Consider the following 19,663-nt stretch of genomic DNA (forward strand, 5'->3'; position numbering starts at 1 on the left):
TAAGGTATTATTGGATTGACTTCAATAAAGAAGTTATGTTTACTCGGTCTGCAATAATATTATTCAAATCAGCAATAGCCACACGTTCTTGTTGCATCGTATCGCGATTACGCAAGGTTACACAATTATCTTGCAATGTCTGATGATCGACAGTCACACAATATGGGGTACCAATAGCATCTTGACGACGATAACGTTTACCGATACTATCTTTCTCATCGTATTGACAATTGAAATGGAACTTTAAACCATCAATAATCTCACGAGCTTTCTCTGGCAAGCCATCTTTCTTAACTAACGGCATCACCGCAAGTTTAACAGGAGCCAGTGCAGCAGGGAGTTTTAGTACCACACGGCTCTCACCACTTTCAAGTGTTTCCTCAGTATAAGCCGCACTCATAATACTTAAGAACATACGGTCAACACCAATAGAAGTCTCGATAACATAGGGCGTATACGATTCATTAAGTTCCGGATCGAAATACTTAATATTCTTACCACTATACTTTTCGTGTTGAGATAAGTCAAAGTTCGTACGTGAGTGAATACCTTCAACTTCTTTAAAGCCAAAAGGCATCAAAAACTCAATATCAGTAGCCGCATTTGCATAATGAGCCAATTTATCATGATCGTGATAACGATATTGGCTGTCGCCAAAGCCTAAAGCCTTATGCCACTTCAAACGAAGTTCCTTCCAAGTTTTAAACCAATCTAGTTCGGTACCCGGTTTAACAAAAAACTGCATCTCCATCTGTTCAAACTCACGCATGCGGAAGATAAACTGACGAGCGACAATCTCATTACGGAAAGCTTTTCCAATCTGCGCAATACCAAAAGGAATCTTCATGCGACCAGTCTTCTGAACATTCAAATAGTTCACAAAAATACCTTGAGCAGTTTCCGGACGCAAATAAACTTTCATTGCACCATCGGCAGTAGATCCCATTTCAGTAGAGAACATCAAATTGAATTGACGAACTTCAGTCCAGTTCTTAGTTCCAGAAATCGGACAAGCTATTTCTTCATCAATAATAATCTGACGAAGTTCTTCCAAATCATTATCATTTAGAGCCTTCGCAAAACGCTCATGTAACGCCTCACGTTTAGCTTGATGTTCCAAAACACGACCATTAGTCGAACGGAATTGAGCTTCGTCGAATGTCTCTCCAAAACGTTTAGCCGCCTTTGCGACTTCTTTATTTATTTTATCGTCATACTTAGCCAGCTGATCTTCAATGAGCACATCAGCACGATAACGTTTTTTAGAATCCTTATTATCAATCAACGGATCATTAAATGCATCAACATGTCCGGAAGCCTTCCAAATGGTCGGATGCATAAAGATAGCAGAATCAATACCCACGATATTCTCGTGCAACAAGACCATACTGTCCCACCAATATTTTTTTATATTATTTTTAAGCTCAACGCCCATTTGACCATAATCATACACTGCACCTAATCCATCATAAATATCACTAGACGGAAAAACAAAACCATATTCCTTGCAATGCGATACTAGTTTCTTAAAAACATCTTCTTGTGCCATCTTATAACTAATGTTTATTTTAATTTCTCAAAATTCAGTAAAAACGTCACAAAGATAGAGATTTATATCCAAAATAGGCCATGCTGCTTATTAATTTATCTTATAATAAAATAGACGATGTTCATTTTTCAGGTTTATAAACTTTTATCTGCTAGAAACTTTCGCTTCATTATAATAAAAGTCTCTTCTTTTTTTGTATTTTTGCCTTCGTATGTAAAAAAACAGTAAGAACTGACTTATGAGCGACGAAAGCAACGAAATCACAGAGCAACATTCAGATTATAAACCATCGGAAACACGAGACGAAAATATCAAACACCAACTGACAGGGATGTACCAAAGTTGGTTTCTAGATTATGCGTCGTACGTTATTCTGGAGCGTGCAGTACCACACATCAACGACGGCTTAAAACCCGTACAACGCCGCATCTTACATTCGATGAAGCGTTTGGATGACGGTCGATACAATAAAGTCGCTAACATTGTAGGGCATACCATGCAATTTCACCCTCACGGTGATGCATCAATTGGAGACGCACTCGTGCAACTCGGACAAAAAGATTTATTAATCGACTGTCAAGGAAACTGGGGTAACATCCTAACCGGAGACGGAGCTGCGGCCCCACGTTACATCGAAGCCAGACTTTCTAAGTTTGCATTAGATGTGGTCTTTAATCCAAAAACGACAACTTGGAAACAATCCTATGACGGCAGAAATAAAGAGCCAATTACCCTTCCTGTAAAATATCCCCTTCTTTTAGCACAAGGCGTAGAAGGTATTGCAGTCGGCTTGTCATCGAAGATCTTACCACATAACTTCAATGAGTTATGTGATGCTTCTATACACTACTTGAAAGAAGAGACATTCAAACTTTATCCCGACTTTCAAACCGGAGGTTCTATAGATGTTTCAAGGTACAATGACGGCGAACGAGGCGGTGTGGTTAAAGTGCGAGCTAAAATCACTAAAGTAGATAATAAGACTTTATGTATTTCGGAAATTCCATATGGGAAAACAACGACCAGCATCATTGATTCTATATTAAAAGCTGTCGACAAGGGTAAAATAAAGATTAAGAAGGTGGACGACAACACTTCTGCCAATGTGGAAATTTTAGTCCATTTGGCTAGTGGTACATCTTCCGATAAAACAATAGATGCTCTCTATGCTTTCACGGATTGCGAAGTCAGCATATCTCCGAATTGTTGTGTCATTGATGATAATAAGCCTCATTTTCTACGCGTCAGTGATGTCTTAAAAAAATCAACGGATAATACAAAAGATCTCCTCCGTCAAGAACTAGAGATCAAAAAACAAGAACTACAAGAAAGTCTTCACTTTGCTTCACTTGAGAAAATCTTCATAGAAGAACGAATCTACAAAGACAAAGAGTTTGAGCAAGCTAAAAGCATTGATATGGCTTGCGAGCACATTGATCTTAGATTAACGCCCTTCTATCCACAATTCATCAGAGAGGTTACCAAAGATGATATCCTCAGATTGATGGAAATCAAAATGGGACGTATTCTTAAATTTAACTCGGATAAAGCCGACGAGGTGATTGCTCGTATGAAAGACGAAATCACAGTCATCAACAAACACCTTAGCCAGATCGTAGAGTATACCATCCAATGGTATAAGATGCTTAAAGATAAATACGGAAAAGATTTCCCTCGGCGAACAGAGCTCCGAAATTTCGATACGATAGAAGCAACAAAGGTCGTTGAAGCCAATGAAAAGCTTTACATCAATCGCGAAGAAGGGTTTATTGGCACTTCATTGAAGAAAGATGAATTTATTGCTTGTTGTTCAGACATTGACGATGTCATTATTTTCTTCAGAGACGGGAAATACATGATTACCCCTGTAGCGGACAAAAAGTTTGTCGGCAAAAATATCCTTTACATTGCTGTTTTCAAGAAAAATGATAAACGAACCATTTATAATGTAGCCTATAGGGACGGAAAAGAAGGAACCACCTACATCAAGAGATTTGCAGTAACCTCAGTTATTCGTGATAAGGAATACGATTTAACTCAAGGTACTCCAGATTCTAAGATTACCTATTTCAGTGCTAACCCGAATGGTGAAGCAGAGGTTATTAAGGTTACTTTAAAACCAAACCCTAGAGTCCGACGCATCATATTCGAACGCGACTTTAGTGAGCTCAGTATCCGATCAAGACAAGCCATGGGAATTATCTTAACCCGTCTACCGGTTCATAAAATCACATTGAAGCAAAAAGGAGGTTCAACTCTTGGCGGACGTAAAGTTTGGTTTGACCGAGATGTACTCCGCCTCAACTATGATGGTCGCGGAGAGTATCTAGGCGAGTTCCAAAGTAATGATAGCATCCTCGTAATACAAAACAACGGGGAGTTTTACACCTCTGGCTTTGATTTAAGCAATCACTACGATGACGATATTCGGGTTATTGAAAAATTCGATCCTAATAAAATTTGGACAGCTGCTCTATACGATGCAGACCAACAGAACTATCCATATATCAAGCGATTCTGTTTTGAGGCCTCATCTAAGAAGATGAACTATTTAGGTGAAAATGACAACAGTCGATTAATATTGTTAACTGATGAGCACTTCCCTAGATTGGAAGTCCTTTTTGGCGGTCACGATGATTTTAGAGAATCATTAATCATTGATGCCGAAGATTTTATCGCCGTGAAAGGAGTTAAAGCCAAAGGAAAGCGTATAACCACCTACACCATTGACACCATTAATGAATTAGAACCTATTCGTTTTCCGGAACCTCCAAAATCGGAATCAGAGGAGCAAGACGAACCGGAGAATTTAGACCCAGACCAAGGGAAAAGTGAAAAAGATATTATTGACGAGATAACCGGTCAGATGAAACTTTTTTAGAAAGCAAAGACATCTGGCAATAAACACATTAGCCAATGAGAAAGAAAATTACGGTTAGATCAACCATCATTGCCGGATTGCTCATCTTTTTAGGTACTCACTTGAATGCTCAGGTTGTAGACACCATACAAGCCCCCAAATGCATCACCCGCGCCATCATGTATGGAGCGGGATACACCAATGTTTTCGACACGTATCTATCTCCGCAGGAATATCAAGGTACCGAATTTCGCTTTCTACGCGAAAGTATCCGGATGACTAATCTTTTCGATGGGAATATCTCTGTTCAAAACCTTTTTCAGGCTCACGTCGGCTATACCCACAATATCGCTGACAATAACAATACATTCTCCGGATTAGTTAACTGGAATTACGGTCTTCATTACCAATTCCGACTAACTGATAACTTCAAGCTTTTAGCCGGAGGACTGACCGATGTAAATGCCGGCTTTGTGTACAACCTACGGAATACCAACAATCCCGCATCTGCTCGAGCATACGTAAACCTCGATCTCTCAGGAATGGCTATTTGGAAAATTAGAATAAAGAAATACCCCTTAGTTTTACGTTATCAAGCCAATCTTCCAGTTGTAGGACTTATGTTTTCCCCACACTACGGACAGTCTTACTATGAAATATTTAGTCTTAAGAACTCCGATGGAGTCGTAAAATTCACGACTCCATTCAACCAGCCAGCTCTACGTCAAATGTTATCTATAGACTTCCCAATCAAAAACATTAAAATGAGAGTAAGTTATATCGCCGACATACAACAAGCTCATATCAATGGGGTCAAATCGCATACATACTCTCACGTCTTTATGCTGGGATGGGTGAAGAACCTCTATAAAATCAGTCACAAGACTATGGATAAATTTCCGGCATCCATAAAAGCCTATTAAATTTCTAAAACAAAGAAGGTATAACAATGAGATACAAAATCCTAAACTATCACCTTGCTATTTATATCCTATTATTATCTTTAGTTGGATGTATTAGAGAAGAGAATTACACAAACGATCCTCTGGGTAATTTTGAGGAGTTATGGAAAATTATCGACGAGAAATATTGTTTCTTTAGTTATAAAGATATTGACTGGAAGGCTGTTCACGACGAATACAAACAATTCATCACTCCGTCCATGACCGATAGTGAATTATTTGAAGTCCTTAGTCGCATGTTATATGAACTAAAAGACGGACACGTCAATTTAGCTTCAGCAGGTCAAGTCTCTTTTTATGATGCATGGTATCAAGATTATCCATGGAACTTTAGAGAAGATATTGTGTCAACTTACTACTTAGGGAAAGCTAGCAGCGACTTTCGCACATCGGCCGGTATGAAATACAAAATCTTAAATGATAATGTAGGATATATCCGATATGAGAGTTTCAGCAATGACATAGGAGAAGGAAATCTAGACGAAGTACTCTCTTATTTAGCAGTATGCAATGGTTTAATTATCGATGTGAGAGATAATGGTGGTGGGAAATTATCAAACTCCACAAGGATAGCAGCCAGATTTACCAATAAATCGGTGCTTACAGGATATATTTATCATAAAACGGGGACACAGCATGATAATTTTTCTGAGCCAAACGCCATCTATCTAGAACCATCCAAAAGAATACGTTGGCAGAAAAAAGTTGTTGTATTAACCAACAGACGTTGTTACAGTGCAACCAACGATTTTGTTAATGCCATGAATGCATTACCAAACACGATCCTAGTAGGCGATAAAACGGGTGGAGGTTCTGGACTTCCTTTTAGTTCTGAACTCCCGAATGGTTGGAGTATACGCTTCTCTGCCAGCCCTATGCTAGATAGAAACAAAGAACAAATAGAGTTCGGAATAGATCCGGATTATAAGGTTAACTTATCCGTTGAGGATGAAAAAAGGAATAAAGATACACTGATAGAAACAGCAAGAAAATTAATTAATCAACAAAAATAGACTGGAAAAGTTTGCCAGTTCAAATATTCTTTCTATCTTTGCACCGCAAACAAGAAAAGCTACAACAAAAAATGCGGGTGTGGCGTAATTGGTAGCCGCGCCAGACTTAGGATCTGGTGTCGAGAGACGTGTAGGTTCGAGTCCTATCACCCGCACAACAAACAGCGCAAGTACTCTTTAACAAAGTATTTGCGCTGTTTCTTTATTCAAAAAAAGATTCTTCACGAATCATAATGAATCCCGATCCAAAAAAAGGATAGCGTTTTAAAAAGTGTGTAAATCCCAATATTTCTTAGATTTGTATTGTAACCTAAAATGAAAGAGAAATGGAATTTACACAAGAACAAATGTCTGAAATTATTTCTTCACTTACAAATGGTAAAGAAGGATTTCAGGAATTAATCCGTTTAGGGATGGAATCATTAATGAAATCAGAGCGTAAGATTTATAATTCTCAGACTGATGATGTGAGTAATGGCTATCGTGATCGTCGAGTATGTCATGGCGGTCAAATGTTTGAGATTCGCGTTCCTCGGAGTCGTGAGAGCAACTTTTATCCTGTTTTATTAGGGGTACTTAAAGATCAAGAAGCTGAAGTTCAGCGCTTAATTTGTAGTTTATACGCTCAAGGCTTGACCACCAAGCAAGTTGGTGATATCTCTGAGGAATTTTACGGTAAGCATTATAGTAAGAGTCAAGTAAGCCGGCTCCTTGATACGGCACGTGGAGATGTTTCTGCGTGGCTGAACCGTAGATTAGATGCACGTTATCCAATCGTTTATATTGATGCTACGTATGTTGCCACCAGGCGCAATGACTCGGTTTCAAATGAAGCATACTACGTAATATTAGGAGTAAAAGAAGATAGAACTCGTGAGGTCTTATCAATTGTGAATTTCCCAACCGAAAGTGCTTCCAACTGGCTTGATATATTCGATGATATAAAAGAAAGAGGAGTTAGTGAGATTAATTTATTTGTATGCGATGGCTTATCTAGTATTGAAAATTCTATCGCACATGCATTTCCTGGTGCAGATATCCAATTGTGCACGGTGCATTTAAAGAGGAATATATTGGGGAAAATTAAACCTCGAGATAAAAAAATAATTGCGGCTGAAATGCAGATAGTATTTAGGCCGGATCAAGATTTGGCCACCCCTGAAAGCTCACATAAACAATTTCTAGATTTTATAGATAAATGGGTGAAGAGTTACCCCATGCTTAAAAGGTATAAACATGAAAGGTACAAATTCTATTTCACTTATTTCAAATATGAGAGAGAAATAAGAGGTATGATATATACAACCAATTGGATTGAACGACTCAATAAGGATTTTAAAAGAGTGCTGAAAATGCGTGGTGCGATGCCAAACTATGATTCTGTGATATTATTGCTTGGCAATGTGGCTATGAATAAAGATGTATTTAAATATCCAATTTACAACTTTCTTGAATCAAAGCTTTTTATCAAAACAGAATAATTATATTTTTGAGAAATATTTATGCCTAAGAAATAAAACATACACACTTTTCTGAACATTACCAAAAAAACTTTCAACGTTAACCATAAACGACCTCATAAAGATTTCAAATGTTTAATTCATACAAAATGAGCCGCCTTCTATTTTCTAGAAGGCGGCTCACTTACATTATAAAAAATAGTTGTCTTATAAAGAACTTTCTTTACCTTGAGAGGAATCTCCACCCGATTTCACATCATCATTGCTAATACTACGCACAGCCTTCTTAACACTCGCTTTAAGTTCACCTAAACGATAGCTAACAGAAAATCCAAATCGACGAGCCGGATACTTAGTTACATCCTTTGAGATAAAATTATCCCCAATCGTCGTATTATTAAATGACCGATACTTCTCAAAGACATTTCCGCAGAACGCACTAACAGTCAAACGATCCTCTTTTAAGAAAGAACGATTCACACTCAAACTATAAAAATAATATCCGGAGTTCTTCCCTTGCAAGCTAACCATTGGCGTGCTTCCCCCTCCATTCAAGCTCAGCCTCAATTTCAACGGTAAGGTATGTTGAATTCCACAAAAAGCAGAACCCATCCAACCATAATTATGCAAATTCTGACCATCACTCTTAATGTCTTTATAACTACCTCGACCATTCATATAAAAGCGAGTTTTAGGAGACAAATTCCAATTCATATACACATTTAATCCTGTTTCATTATTCTTTGCAGTATTTTCATAAGTCGAATAAATCGCTCCTTGAGGCAGCACGTGCTCACCGATTGTCTCACCACCATCCGCTGTGATCAATCGACTGATTCGTTCGATGCCATTATTTCCAAAAGAGTGTCTCAAGGCCAAATTCAAGTTGAACTTTGCACTAAAGCTGCTATAGCTCAAATCGAATGAATGCATTTTTTCACTCTTCAAATCAGGATTACCCTGTGAGATAATCATTCGATTCTGATTATTAAAATTTAGATAAGGATTTAAGAACCATATTCCCGGACGAGAAATTCGCATATCATACAACAAACGCAGGTTTTGAGTCTTGCCGATTTTCGCGCCTAGCGATACAGAAGGAATCAAGTCATTAAAACTTGAGTTAAAGTCTTCGCCTGATCCAACATGAAACTTCACGTTCTGTTTGGTATGTTCATAACGTAAGCCGGGTTTAAACGACAAAACTTTGTAACGTAACGTATATCCCGCATAAGCCGAAAGGATCTGATTAAGATGTTCATACTTACTACTCCGATCCTCATTATACTTGTAAACATCCTCACTTGCTTTAGCATCATAATACTTATCATCACTCGTATTGTTTCTAAAGATGTACTTAACCCCAACCTCCGCTGTTTGATATTTTCCTATAGGGGTTGTATAGTCCGTTTGAAAAGTATGTTCTATCGTATTTTGCTTATTATTAGATCGATAATTATACAAATTCAAACGATCAACAATTTCAGTCTTCTCAGCTTCCGGTGTGATATCTGTATAGACGCTAGATGATTTACCAGTTTGCGGATTCGAATTTATACGATACGACAAGGTAATCATTCTCTGCTTATTCTTTTTTGAGACTCTCTGATAGTCGATATTTCCAGAAACCGAATACCAAGAACCATTATCAACACCTGCAGAATTATATCCATAAACCGGAGTACGTCCGGAGTTATACATCGTCGTTGTTCCATAAGGTTTGCTATTATTAGCCCCACCATAAATTCCAAAAGACATGCTTAATAATCTCAATGAGTCTATTTCGTAACTAGCTTCCAAATTGCCATGTTGAAACTCACCATTACTCTTAAAACTGCGATCCGATTCTAAATACTTTTCCGAGTCTGAATTATAATTTTCACGATAACTACTTGAATAAATCGTCGGAGAATTCCGGTGATAATAGTTATAATTACCAGATACCGTCAGCTTTCCTTTTTTCACTGTGGCATATCCCCCAAGTCCAAATCCATCATTTCTCACATCCGAACGTACATTAGCCGTATAGCCTTCAAAGCCACCTCCGACAGTCACAATATTCAAGATACCTCCTACGCCCTCTGCATCATATTTTGCCCCAGGAGAGGTAATCACTTCAATATGTTTAATCGAACTAGCCGGCATACTTTTAAGAATATCCTTTGGATTATTACTCATCATCGTATTCGGTTTCCCATTAACATGCACTTTAAAACTGCTGCTGCCATTAACCTGAATGTTATCTTCTCCATCAACAGTCACCAAAGGCACCTTACGCAACATCTCCAATACGCTATTGGTTTTTGCATCCGGATCATCCTCTATATTATATTCGATCTTATCAACATCCACCTTAACTAAAGATTTTTGAGCTACGATCTCAACTCCTTTCAGCTGGTTCGTTGCCTCTGTTGTATACAAAGTTCCTAAATCGATCTTTTTTTGCTTGGAAGATACTGCAAATTCTTTAACCACAGTCGTTTTACCAATAGAAGTAATCGTCAGGACATATCGACCTTCTATAGTCGATAATGTCTCTTGGAATCGCCCGTCATTACGAGTAACCCCCATCTTAACCGCCTTATTAGGTGTATTCTTATTGACAATACGAATAGTGGCAAAAGGTTCTCCCTCGTTTGTCAACGAATCAACAAGGACTCCTTTCACGGTGAAGATACTTGGAGATTGGGCAAGAGCTGTTCCAGACGTTAGCAAGAACAGTAAAAAAAGCAAGTAGTTTCTCATATCTATATTTTTAGTCCATAATTACATTAATAGACGCAAAATCGCCTATTTCATTACACACACGACATTTAAAGTAATAAAATAAGTCTTAAAAAAAGAATTAAAGAATATAAATCAAGATGAGTAAGCACAGATTTACTCCGATAACAAAGCCAAAACCTCTCAAGATCCAACGCTTTAAAGGGCTTTTAAGTCCAGAGAAGAAAATCGCATAACCCATATTTACAATGACATTACTAATAATAGCTTGCAGTGTACAGGCCGTAATAATAGTCACAGTAATATTTCCCGTGCCCTGTAACAAGTTGAGAATAAATGGAGTGATGTCGCTCAATCCAGAGACAAACGATAAAACACGCAACCCCTCAGTTCCCGCATAAATAAGCGTATAATGAGTCAAAAGTGTAAAGACGACAAACAATAAAGAGAAAATTAGGGCGACTTTAAACTCTAAAGGATTACTCGAATCTTCCTCTTCGAGTTCACCTTTAATGACATTATGCTTTGAATGCAAATACCACGATGCGAGAGCAGCCACTAAAGACATGATCAGCAAGTAAATATAAATAGCTCCAAAAACCTCCCGACTAAAGATCAGAATCAAAACGAGGAAACGGAGAAACATCATACTCACGGCCATCAACATCGCTGCAACATACTCAGTAGCATTCTGCTCCGTAGCATTACAACTCTTTCGAGCGAGAACAGATATGGTAGCAGTACTACTATACAATCCTCCCAGAATGCCCGACACTAAAATGCCGGATTCCTTAAACACATATCTTCTCAGTAAGTAAGATAAATAAGAAATACCAGAAACCACCACAGTGGCCAACCAAATAGAATAAGGAGTTAGATTAATTCCCGGAACGATCGGTTTGTTTGGCAAAATTGGCAGAATAATGCCACTTATGGCTAAAAACTTAGCTAAAGTAATCATCTCATCTCCCTTCATGCGCTGCACCAATTCGGTAAATGTATGTTTAAGTTCGGTGAGCAACAGAACGGTCACCACCACCATAATATAAAACCATGAAGGCTGCGTACAAACGATAGGCGCAATGCAATAGGTAATGAGTGCAATAACAATGGTAGTCACCCCAAATACGTGGAATTGAGATTGCTTAACATAGTAGTTTATCCCTAATAAAACCCCAAGAATGGCACCACCTAACATAAATAAGCGCATTTCTTGAGGATCAAGAATATAGAGCAAATAGCCTAATATGCCAATAAAAGTAAACGTGCGATCTGTCCCAAAAAGGGTTGCTTCTCCCTCACGCTTTAGACTGATACGCCGCTGCGAAAGGCCAATAAGTAAAGAGAACAGAGTGACCAAAATAAAGGTCACCAACTCTTGAGGAAGATAATGATATAATTGTTCCATACTGTCTCCTTTCCAAACAACAACAGAAACAAATATAGGACTTTTTTTGATAAAGTAGAAATAAACAACAAGAAAACAACAGCATCCTAATTCCTTAAATATCTTTATCTAAGCTCCAGTTTTTAAAAGGCTTCTTCATTAGTGAGGAATTGTAATAACGTTTGTCACCGGTCACCTCTGCTCCAACAAAAGAAGGTTTAAGAAACTCTTCATTCTCATCGTCAAGCTCCACCTCCGCAATAATGAGTCCCCAATTATCACCCAAGAACTCATCCACCTCAAAGATATGCTTTCCACTTCGCACCAAATAGCGTACTTTATCAATAACGCCATGTTCGGACAACTTCATTAATTCCTGCGCCTCTGTCACCGAAATCTCCTTTTCCCACTCATATCGGCTCATCCCCGACAAGTCCGTAGGCCCTTTAATCGTTAAGTATCCTTTATCATCTCTGATTCGAACCCGAACAGTACGCCCGTGAGACGAGCTAATATAACCTTGAATAATTCGGCTTTTTGAAAAAGCCTGTGATTTAAAATCACCTTGTACCAGAAACTTACGTTCTATTTCTATAGCCATAGATTATTACTTAAAGACATTAAAAAAGTATAGAGAAGCAATGCCGATGATGACTTCCACTGTTGATACAAAAAAACACGATTCATATGACAATGTTAATACCGCGCTATTAAATTCTATTTAAACCGACTTAAAACCAGGCAACACACATTGGTAGAAAAGCCTTCCAAAACAGAATAACAAAAAAATCGCTCCAGATCCTACGCCTTTGCCCCTATTCAATAAGGACAATGTAAGACATTAGGGTCTGTAGCGAATTCCATTAAGCAAAGACAGAAAAAACAACCATCATGAGAAAAGCTAGTACAACTAACGATATAAAAACCGTTGTAATCAAACGCTTAGCCTTCTGCTCTTCCTTCTTGCTCTTTGCCTTCTTCTTGTTACTATTCATACTTTAGTTTTTTAGGTTCAACATAAACAAAGTAAGAACTTTTTTTCAAAGAATCCAAGAAGAATAATATATAAAACTCGAATCAAATCTCTTCTGAAGAGAATTCCATCAAATAAGCCTTTATAAAGCCATCGAGTTTTCCATCCATCACCCCGTTCACATCAGAACTCTGATAATTCGTACGGTGATCCTTTACACGACGGTCGTCAAAGACATAACTTCTGATTTGCGACCCCCACTCGATTTTTTTCTTTCCGGCTTCCACCTTAGCTTGTTCGGCCATACGGTGTTGAAGTTCTTTATCGTATAAGATCGAACGTAACTGACGCATTGCATTCTCTCTATTCTTCGGTTGGTCACGAGTCTCGGTATTCTCAATCAAGATCTCCTCTTCCGCATCCGAATAAGGATCTTTATACTGATAACGCAAACGCACACCCGACTCCACCTTATTGACATTCTGTCCACCGGCACCACCCGATCGGAAAGTATCCCATGAAATACGAGCCGGTTCGATGTTCACTTCAATAGAATCGTCGACCAATGGCGTTACGAATACTGAAGCAAAAGAGGTCATTCGTTTTCCTTGGGCATTATAAGGCGACACACGCACCAAACGATGAACCCCGTTCTCTCCTTTCAAATAACCGTAAGCAAAATCACCTTCAATATTAAGGGTACAGGTCTTTATTCCGGCCTCATCACCCTCTTGCAAGTTAGCAACCGAAGCTTTATAGCCATTCATTTCAGCATAACGCAAATACATACGCATCAACATTGAGGCCCAATCCTGACTCTCAGTTCCCCCCGCTCCGGAGTTAATCTTCAAGACGCAATCCATCTGATCGGCCTCTTCACGAAGCATATTCTTAAGTTCTAAAGCTTCAACCGCCTCACAAACCTTGGCATAATTCGCATCCACCTCTTCCTCAGTGACCAGCTCCTCTTTGTAAAAATCGAAAGCCAAGGCCAATTCATCACACAACGTTTTGACACTCGTATACCCCTCGATCCATTTCTGAAGATCTTTCACCAATTTCATCTGAGCTTCAGCTCTCTTCTGATCATCCCAGAAGCCCGGAGCTTGAGTTCTCAGTTGTTCTTCCTCGACTTGTATTTTCTTCCCGTCGATGTCAAAGATACCTCCTCAGCGCATCAGTGCGCTCTTTCATGTCTTTTAATTGTTCAATTGTAATCATCTTGTTTGTCTAGAATTTATCAATAAACACCACGTTTTTTTATGACGTTATGGTTTATTATAATTAAAAATGCAAATATACACAAAAATCTTTTACCTTTGTTTTTATAACCAAAATGTAGTTTCATTATGAATAAACGTCTTATTTTTTACAGCTTGACAGTTCTCTTTATGTTAGCTTCAAGCCTGTGTAGTGCTCAAAAAGCCTATCACTACGAGACCGTTCCAAACGATCCTTTGAAGGCACGTATTTATACGTTGGATAATGGATTAAAAGTCTATCTAACTGTAAACAAGGAGCTTCCAAGAATTCAAACATTCATCGCCGTACGCGTAGGCGGAAAGAATGATCCGGCAGAGACCACCGGACTAGCTCACTATTTTGAACATCTTATGTTTAAAGGAAGTCAACAATTCGGAACTCAAAATTATGCGGCAGAGAAACCTTTACTCGACCAAATAGAAAAGAATTTCGAGATCTACCGCCAAACGAAAGATGAAGCCAAACGGAAAGCGATTTATCACATCATTGACAGTTTATCTTACGAAGCTTCAAAATATTCCATACCTAACGAGTATGACAAGCTTATGGCAGCCATCGGAGCTAAAGGAACTAACGCCTACACCAGCTTCGATCAAACTGTTTATGTAGAGGACATCCCATCCAATCAGATCGATAATTGGGCCAAGATCCAAGCCGACCGATTTGAGAACAATGTGATCCGCGGATTCCACACTGAGTTGGAAACGGTATACGAAGAGAAAAACATGTCGTTAACCAAAGATCCTCGTAAGGTCTATGAAGCCACACTCTCCTCATTGTTCCCACACCATCCATATGGACAACAAACCGTTTTGGGAACACAAGAGCATTTGAAGAATCCATCCATCACGAATATCAAGAATTACCATAGAACATGGTATGTGCCCAATAACATGGCCATCTGTATGTCGGGTGATTTCGATCCTGATCAAACCATCAAGACCATTGACCACTACTTTGGAAAGATGCATCCAAACCAACAACTTCCAAAGTTGAAACGTCAACAAGAAAGCGAAATCAAGCAACCGGTTGTCCGCGAGATCCTTGGGCCTGATGCCGAAAGCCTAACCTTAGCTTGGCGTTTCCCGGGAGCAGCTAGCAAAGATTATGAAATCCTACAAGTTGTTTCTCAAATTCTATACAATGGCAAAGCCGGGTTAATCGACCTAGACATCAATCAACAACAGAAAGCTTTATCGGCTTATTGTTATCCGATGGGAATGTCCGATTATTCAGTATTATTCATGCAAGCTCGTCCAAAACAGGGACAAACTTTAGATGAACTCAAGCAATTACTATTTGGCGAACTTAAGAAATTACGTGCAGGCGATTTTGATGAGAAAATGCTCCAAGCCAACATCAACAATTTCAAGATGTACCTAATGAAGCAACTTGAAAACAACGAAGGTCGTGCTGATATGTTTGTCAACTCTTTCATCAACGGAAGCAAGTGGGCTGACGAAGTCAACTCTATCGAACGAATGAGCAAGTTAAACAAGAATGACATTGTCAACTTCGCTCAGAAATATCTAAAAGAAAATAACCTGGCGATTATCTACAAAAAGCAAGGCAAAGACCTTAATGAGAAGAAGATGTCTAAACCGGCCATCACTCCGATAGCCATGAATAGAGATGCTGTCAGTCCTTTCTTAAAAGAGATTCAGCACAGCGCAGTTAGTCCTATCGAGCCTAAATTCTTAGATTTCAAAACAGATCTAAGCCAGTTACAAGCTCAATTAGGCCTCCCTGTACTCTACAAGAAGAACACCACTAACGATCTTTTCCGATTGGTTTATGTCTTCGAGATGGGTAATAACAACGATAAAGTACTTGGTACAGCATTCGACTATCTTGAATATTTAGGAACCTCAGACATGACGCCTGAAGAAGTAAAAAGCGAATTCTACCGATTGGCTTGTAACTTTTCTGTTAGCCCAAGCAATGAACGCACGTATGTAACCCTATCAGGTTTAAGTGAAAACATGCTACCGGCCATGCGCCTTTTCGAAAAGCTATTGGCTGATGCCCAAGTGAACCAAGAGGCCTACACCAATATGGTGGCAGATATCCTAAAAGCCCGTAAAGACAGCAAACTCAATCAGGCTCAAAACTTCAGAAGATTAATGAGCTACGGCATGTATGGCCAAAACTCGCCGACTACAAACTTAGTCTCGGAAAGCGAACTCAAGCAGATGAATCCGCAAGAATTGGTCGACCGTATTCATGCACAAACCTCTTACAACCACCGTATCTTATATTACGGACCAAAGGCTGAGCAAGAAGTACTAGCTATCATTAAGGAAAATCATCGCACTCCAAAACAACTGAAAGAGATTCCGGCAGGGAAAGTATTTCCTTATTTCACGACTCGTCAGAACAAGGTACTGATTGCCCCATACGAAGCTAAGCAAATCTATATGGCTCAAGTCTCCAACAATGATGAAAAGTTCAATCCAGCAATAGAGCCGACTCGTGAATTATACGATGAATATTTCGGAGGTGGCATGAACTCAATCGTTTTCCAAGAAATGCGTGAAAGCCGCGGGCTCGCCTACTCAGCTTGGGCCGGCATGGTTAAGCCTAGATTCTTGAAGTATCCTTATATTGTTCAAACATACATTGCTACTCAGAACGACAAGATGATTGATGCGATCAACACGTTCAATGAAATCATCAATCAGATGCCGGAATCAGAAGCCGCATTTAAGTTAGCCAAAGATGGAATCATTAATCGTTTACGCACTGATCGCACCACTAAAGAAGATGTCATCTGGGCTTACATTGAAGCTCAAGATTTAGGATTGGATGTCGATTCAAGAAGCACTCTATATAAAGAGGTACAGAATTTAACGCTGAAAGATATCATCAACTTCCAACAGAAATGGGTAAAGGGACGCACCTATACTTACTGTATCCTTGGAGATAAGAAAGACTTGGATTTAGAGAAACTCAAACAAGTTGGCCCTATCGAAGAACTGACACAAGAACAGATCTTTGGTTACTAAGCCGTACATCTCTTGATTGTTCATCAGAAAAAGAACGTTCATAAACGGGGGCATTGAAGGAAAGCGTTAAGCTCCCTTCTCCTCCGGTTGAAAACGTGGAGTTTAGAACATAGAAAGAGCACCATTGACAAACCAATAATGAACGATTGGTTGTCGATGGTGCTCTTTTATTGATTTAAACCCGGCCGACCTTAACGTATAACTCTCATTCGCCTATGAAATAAAACCAAAGCAGCAGGGCATGAGCGGCCATCTTAATGCATTTAACGGTTTTCCTATAATCATTAATCGTTTTCGTCACTTCCTTTCTTGAGCCCTCGTTCGAGGGCTCAACGGTTTTCCTTCGAAGGCTCTTCGGCTCTCGTTCGAGGGCTGATCGGCCTTCGTTCGAGGGCTCAAGAAAAGCAACGGCAATAGGGCTTTATTTCAATTGCGCCAGCAGCTAATAACAGGGTCACGCCAACTCATCAACGTCTCGGAATTGGGGTTCAACAATGCAGAAAAGAAAATTGCCCTAGCTTGCATTCTCGACAAGCCAGGGCAATATGATAAGATTCTATTTTCAAATGGATTAAAACCCGTTAGATTTTATTCCTCATACATCTTATTAATCACTTCTTTATAGTTTTCAGCCACCACCGAACGTTTAAGTTTCAAGGTGTTGGTTACCTCTCCTTGCTCCATGCTAAATGGTTTGGGGAGTAAAGTGAAACGTTTGATCTGTTCATAATGGGCAAATTGCTGCTGCAACGTATCAATCCGCGTACGGAACAATTGAATCACCTCAGGATGACTGATCAATTCTTTGCGATCGGCATATGGCAAGCCTTTGCTCTTTGCAAATTCCTCGACGAACTCAAAAACCGGCACAATCAGGGCGGAAACAAACTTACGTTGATCGGCAATAACTGCAATTTGGTCAATGTAACGGTCAATCACAAGTTTTGTCTCTAGGGCTTGTGGCGCAATGTACTTTCCATTCGACGTCTTAAACAGGTCCTTGATGCGATCGGTTAAGAACAGCTCTCCATTTTTAATATACCCGGCATCTCCGGTATGGAACCATCCATCGGCATCAATCGCGGCTGCTGTAGCCTCTGCCTTCTTATAATAACCTCTAGTGATCGTTTTTCCACGAAGAAGAATCTCATTATCAGCACCAATCTTAACTTCCACATTAGGGAGTGGCACGCCGACTGATCCGATCTGGTAATTGGTCGGCAAAGCACAAGAAACCGTCGCCGTAGATTCTGTCAATCCATAGCCAACAATCATATTGATCCCTACCGAATGCACAAATTCATTAATCTCATCAGGTACTGCCGCACCTGCCGTTGGGAAGAAATTACCATTTTCAATACCAATCGTCTTCTTCAGTAAAGAATAAATGGTCTTCTCATAAAACTTATACTTCAACTGATTCAATAATGGCGGCGTCTTTCCTAAACGCAAATGGTCAATATTATGCACCTTACCCACCTTAATCGCATCGAGCATTAGGGTCTTCTTCAATCCGGTCGTCTCATTAATTTTTTCTTTAACACCGGTATAAATCTTCTCCCAGAAACGAGGGACACTACACATCAACGAAGGGCGGACCTCTTTAATGGTCGTTTGGATATCTGCCGGACGAAGATTGATGCAGATCTGCACACCTCGGTGGATACATAAGTAACACCAAGCCTTCTCAAAGACGTGAGTTAGCGGTAGGAAGTTCATCGATACATCTTTATCAGACATTGTTGTCAGTCGCTCGTCATGTGAACGGAATTGTTCCAAATAACAAGAGTGATGCAACATCACGCCCTTAGGTTCACCGGTTGTACCCGATGTATAAAGGATATTGGCTAAATCATCTTCAGAAGCTTTAGCTGTACGTTCCTCAACAATAGCATTAAAGGGTAAGCCTTCACCCGTTTTGAGAAAATCTTCAAAATAGATCGAAGAAACATCACGCGGGTCTTTGACTACGGAAGAGTCGAAGATGATGATCTGCTGCAATGAAGGACAAACGCTAAAAACGCTGAAAGCTGCATTATATTGATATTGTTCGCCCACAAACAAGAAACGGATCTGAGCATCATTGATGATGTATTGTGCTTGTGCAGGTGAACTTGTCGCATAAAAGGGAATGGTGACCACTCTGTTGGCAAAAGCCCCAAAATCAGTATAGAACCACTCGGGTTTGTTTTGAGAGAAAATTCCAATATTTTCTTCTTCCTCAATTCCTAAAGCGACGAAAGCATTAGCCGTTTGAGAAACCGTTTTCGAAAATTGATTCCAGGTCACCGGAATCCACTGCCCCAACTCGTAATCGCGATATTTCAAAGCAATTCTGTCGCCATACTTTTGGGCTTGGCGATGAACCAAGACAGATAAATGATGATAAACCATATTGTTCTTTTTATTAAATCAGTGCAAAGTTATTGGTTTTATTTGAAACTATCGTCTTTTTAGATAATTATCA

The 19,663-nt window shown here is 39.4% G+C and carries 12 protein-coding genes and 1 tRNA gene; 6 read left to right on the top strand and 7 right to left on the bottom strand.

Annotated features, from left to right (window positions below; genetic code table 11):
• Positions 1 to 7 precede the first annotated feature (7 nt).
• Entirely contained in the window at positions 8 to 1,549 is a 1,542-nt protein-coding gene (locus tag AC4PG5_RS09215; RefSeq protein WP_492028618.1) for a glycine--tRNA ligase, read from the bottom strand.
• Between the two features lie 238 nt (positions 1,550 to 1,787).
• On the opposite strand from AC4PG5_RS09215, the gene AC4PG5_RS09220 reads away from it, so the two are divergent.
• From AC4PG5_RS09220 to AC4PG5_RS09240, 5 genes are all read left to right on the top strand, one after another.
• A complete protein-coding gene (locus AC4PG5_RS09220) occupies positions 1,788 to 4,430 on the top strand; it encodes a DNA gyrase/topoisomerase IV subunit A (protein WP_492028619.1) in 2,643 nt (880 codons plus the stop codon).
• A gap of 35 nt (positions 4,431 to 4,465) precedes the next feature.
• A complete protein-coding gene (locus tag AC4PG5_RS09225) occupies positions 4,466 to 5,332 on the top strand; it encodes a DUF3316 domain-containing protein (protein WP_492028620.1) in 867 nt (288 codons plus the stop codon).
• 26 nt (positions 5,333 to 5,358) lie between these two features.
• Positions 5,359 to 6,384 carry a S41 family peptidase gene (locus AC4PG5_RS09230; RefSeq protein ID WP_492028621.1) on the top strand — a complete coding sequence of 342 codons (1,026 nt, stop codon included), beginning with the start codon at positions 5,359 to 5,361 and terminating at the stop codon, positions 6,382 to 6,384.
• A gap of 73 nt (positions 6,385 to 6,457) precedes the next feature.
• Positions 6,458 to 6,539: transfer RNA gene (locus tag AC4PG5_RS09235), tRNA-Leu, on the top strand.
• A gap of 171 nt (positions 6,540 to 6,710) precedes the next feature.
• The gene (locus AC4PG5_RS09240) at positions 6,711 to 7,865 is read left to right on the top strand and encodes an IS256 family transposase (RefSeq protein WP_492028566.1); all 1,155 of its coding nucleotides are present in this window, start codon (positions 6,711 to 6,713) and stop codon (positions 7,863 to 7,865) included.
• 186 nt (positions 7,866 to 8,051) lie between these two features.
• Here AC4PG5_RS09240 and AC4PG5_RS09245 read toward each other — a convergent pair whose 3' ends face one another.
• The 5 genes from AC4PG5_RS09245 to prfB form a co-directional block, all read right to left on the bottom strand.
• Positions 8,052 to 10,589, bottom strand: coding sequence for a TonB-dependent receptor domain-containing protein (locus AC4PG5_RS09245; RefSeq protein ID WP_492028622.1), 2,538 nt, complete (start codon positions 10,587 to 10,589; stop codon positions 8,052 to 8,054).
• Between the two features lie 100 nt (positions 10,590 to 10,689).
• Positions 10,690 to 11,976 carry an MgtC/SapB family protein gene (locus tag AC4PG5_RS09250; protein WP_492028623.1) on the bottom strand — a complete coding sequence of 429 codons (1,287 nt, stop codon included), beginning with the start codon at positions 11,974 to 11,976 and terminating at the stop codon, positions 10,690 to 10,692.
• A 94-nt stretch (positions 11,977 to 12,070) separates the two neighbouring features.
• The gene (locus AC4PG5_RS09255) at positions 12,071 to 12,556 is read right to left on the bottom strand and encodes a CYTH domain-containing protein (protein ID WP_492028624.1); all 486 of its coding nucleotides are present in this window, start codon (positions 12,554 to 12,556) and stop codon (positions 12,071 to 12,073) included.
• Positions 12,557 to 12,818: 262 nt separating this feature from the next.
• Positions 12,819 to 12,950, bottom strand: a complete 132-nt coding sequence (locus tag AC4PG5_RS09260; protein WP_492028625.1) for a hypothetical protein — start codon at positions 12,948 to 12,950, stop codon at positions 12,819 to 12,821.
• An 82-nt stretch (positions 12,951 to 13,032) separates the two neighbouring features.
• Positions 13,033 to 14,149 (bottom strand): peptide chain release factor 2 gene (gene prfB, locus AC4PG5_RS09265; protein WP_492028626.1). Its coding sequence is split into 2 segments (ribosomal slippage): positions 13,033 to 14,085 and positions 14,087 to 14,149, totalling 1,116 coding nucleotides; the frame shifts between segments, so codons are not numbered across the junction.
• Positions 14,150 to 14,277: 128 nt separating this feature from the next.
• Between prfB and AC4PG5_RS09270 the strand changes: the two genes are divergently transcribed.
• A complete protein-coding gene (locus AC4PG5_RS09270; protein WP_492028627.1) occupies positions 14,278 to 17,196 on the top strand; it encodes a M16 family metallopeptidase in 2,919 nt (972 codons plus the stop codon).
• A 588-nt stretch (positions 17,197 to 17,784) separates the two neighbouring features.
• Here the strand turns inward: AC4PG5_RS09270 and AC4PG5_RS09275 are convergent.
• Positions 17,785 to 19,590, bottom strand: coding sequence for an AMP-dependent synthetase/ligase (locus AC4PG5_RS09275; RefSeq protein ID WP_492028628.1), 1,806 nt, complete (start codon positions 19,588 to 19,590; stop codon positions 17,785 to 17,787).
• Positions 19,591 to 19,663: the final 73 nt, after the last annotated feature.

The organism is Bacteroides sp. QWL-09, from assembly GCF_058683585.1.

Coding starts and splice junctions, on each gene's coding strand:
- AC4PG5_RS09230 (WP_492028621.1), top strand. CDS start 5,359: ATGAGATACAAAATCCTAAACTATCACCTTGCTATTTATATCCTATTA.
- AC4PG5_RS09275 (WP_492028628.1), bottom strand. CDS start 19,590: ATGGTTTATCATCATTTATCTGTCTTGGTTCATCGCCAAGCCCAAAAG.
- AC4PG5_RS09240 (WP_492028566.1), top strand. CDS start 6,711: ATGGAATTTACACAAGAACAAATGTCTGAAATTATTTCTTCACTTACA.
- AC4PG5_RS09220 (WP_492028619.1), top strand. CDS start 1,788: ATGAGCGACGAAAGCAACGAAATCACAGAGCAACATTCAGATTATAAA.
- AC4PG5_RS09270 (WP_492028627.1), top strand. CDS start 14,278: ATGAATAAACGTCTTATTTTTTACAGCTTGACAGTTCTCTTTATGTTA.
- AC4PG5_RS09255 (WP_492028624.1), bottom strand. CDS start 12,556: ATGGCTATAGAAATAGAACGTAAGTTTCTGGTACAAGGTGATTTTAAA.
- AC4PG5_RS09250 (WP_492028623.1), bottom strand. CDS start 11,976: ATGGAACAATTATATCATTATCTTCCTCAAGAGTTGGTGACCTTTATT.
- AC4PG5_RS09225 (WP_492028620.1), top strand. CDS start 4,466: ATGAGAAAGAAAATTACGGTTAGATCAACCATCATTGCCGGATTGCTC.
- AC4PG5_RS09215 (WP_492028618.1), bottom strand. CDS start 1,549: ATGGCACAAGAAGATGTTTTTAAGAAACTAGTATCGCATTGCAAGGAA.
- AC4PG5_RS09245 (WP_492028622.1), bottom strand. CDS start 10,589: ATGAGAAACTACTTGCTTTTTTTACTGTTCTTGCTAACGTCTGGAACA.
- AC4PG5_RS09260 (WP_492028625.1), bottom strand. CDS start 12,950: ATGAATAGTAACAAGAAGAAGGCAAAGAGCAAGAAGGAAGAGCAGAAG.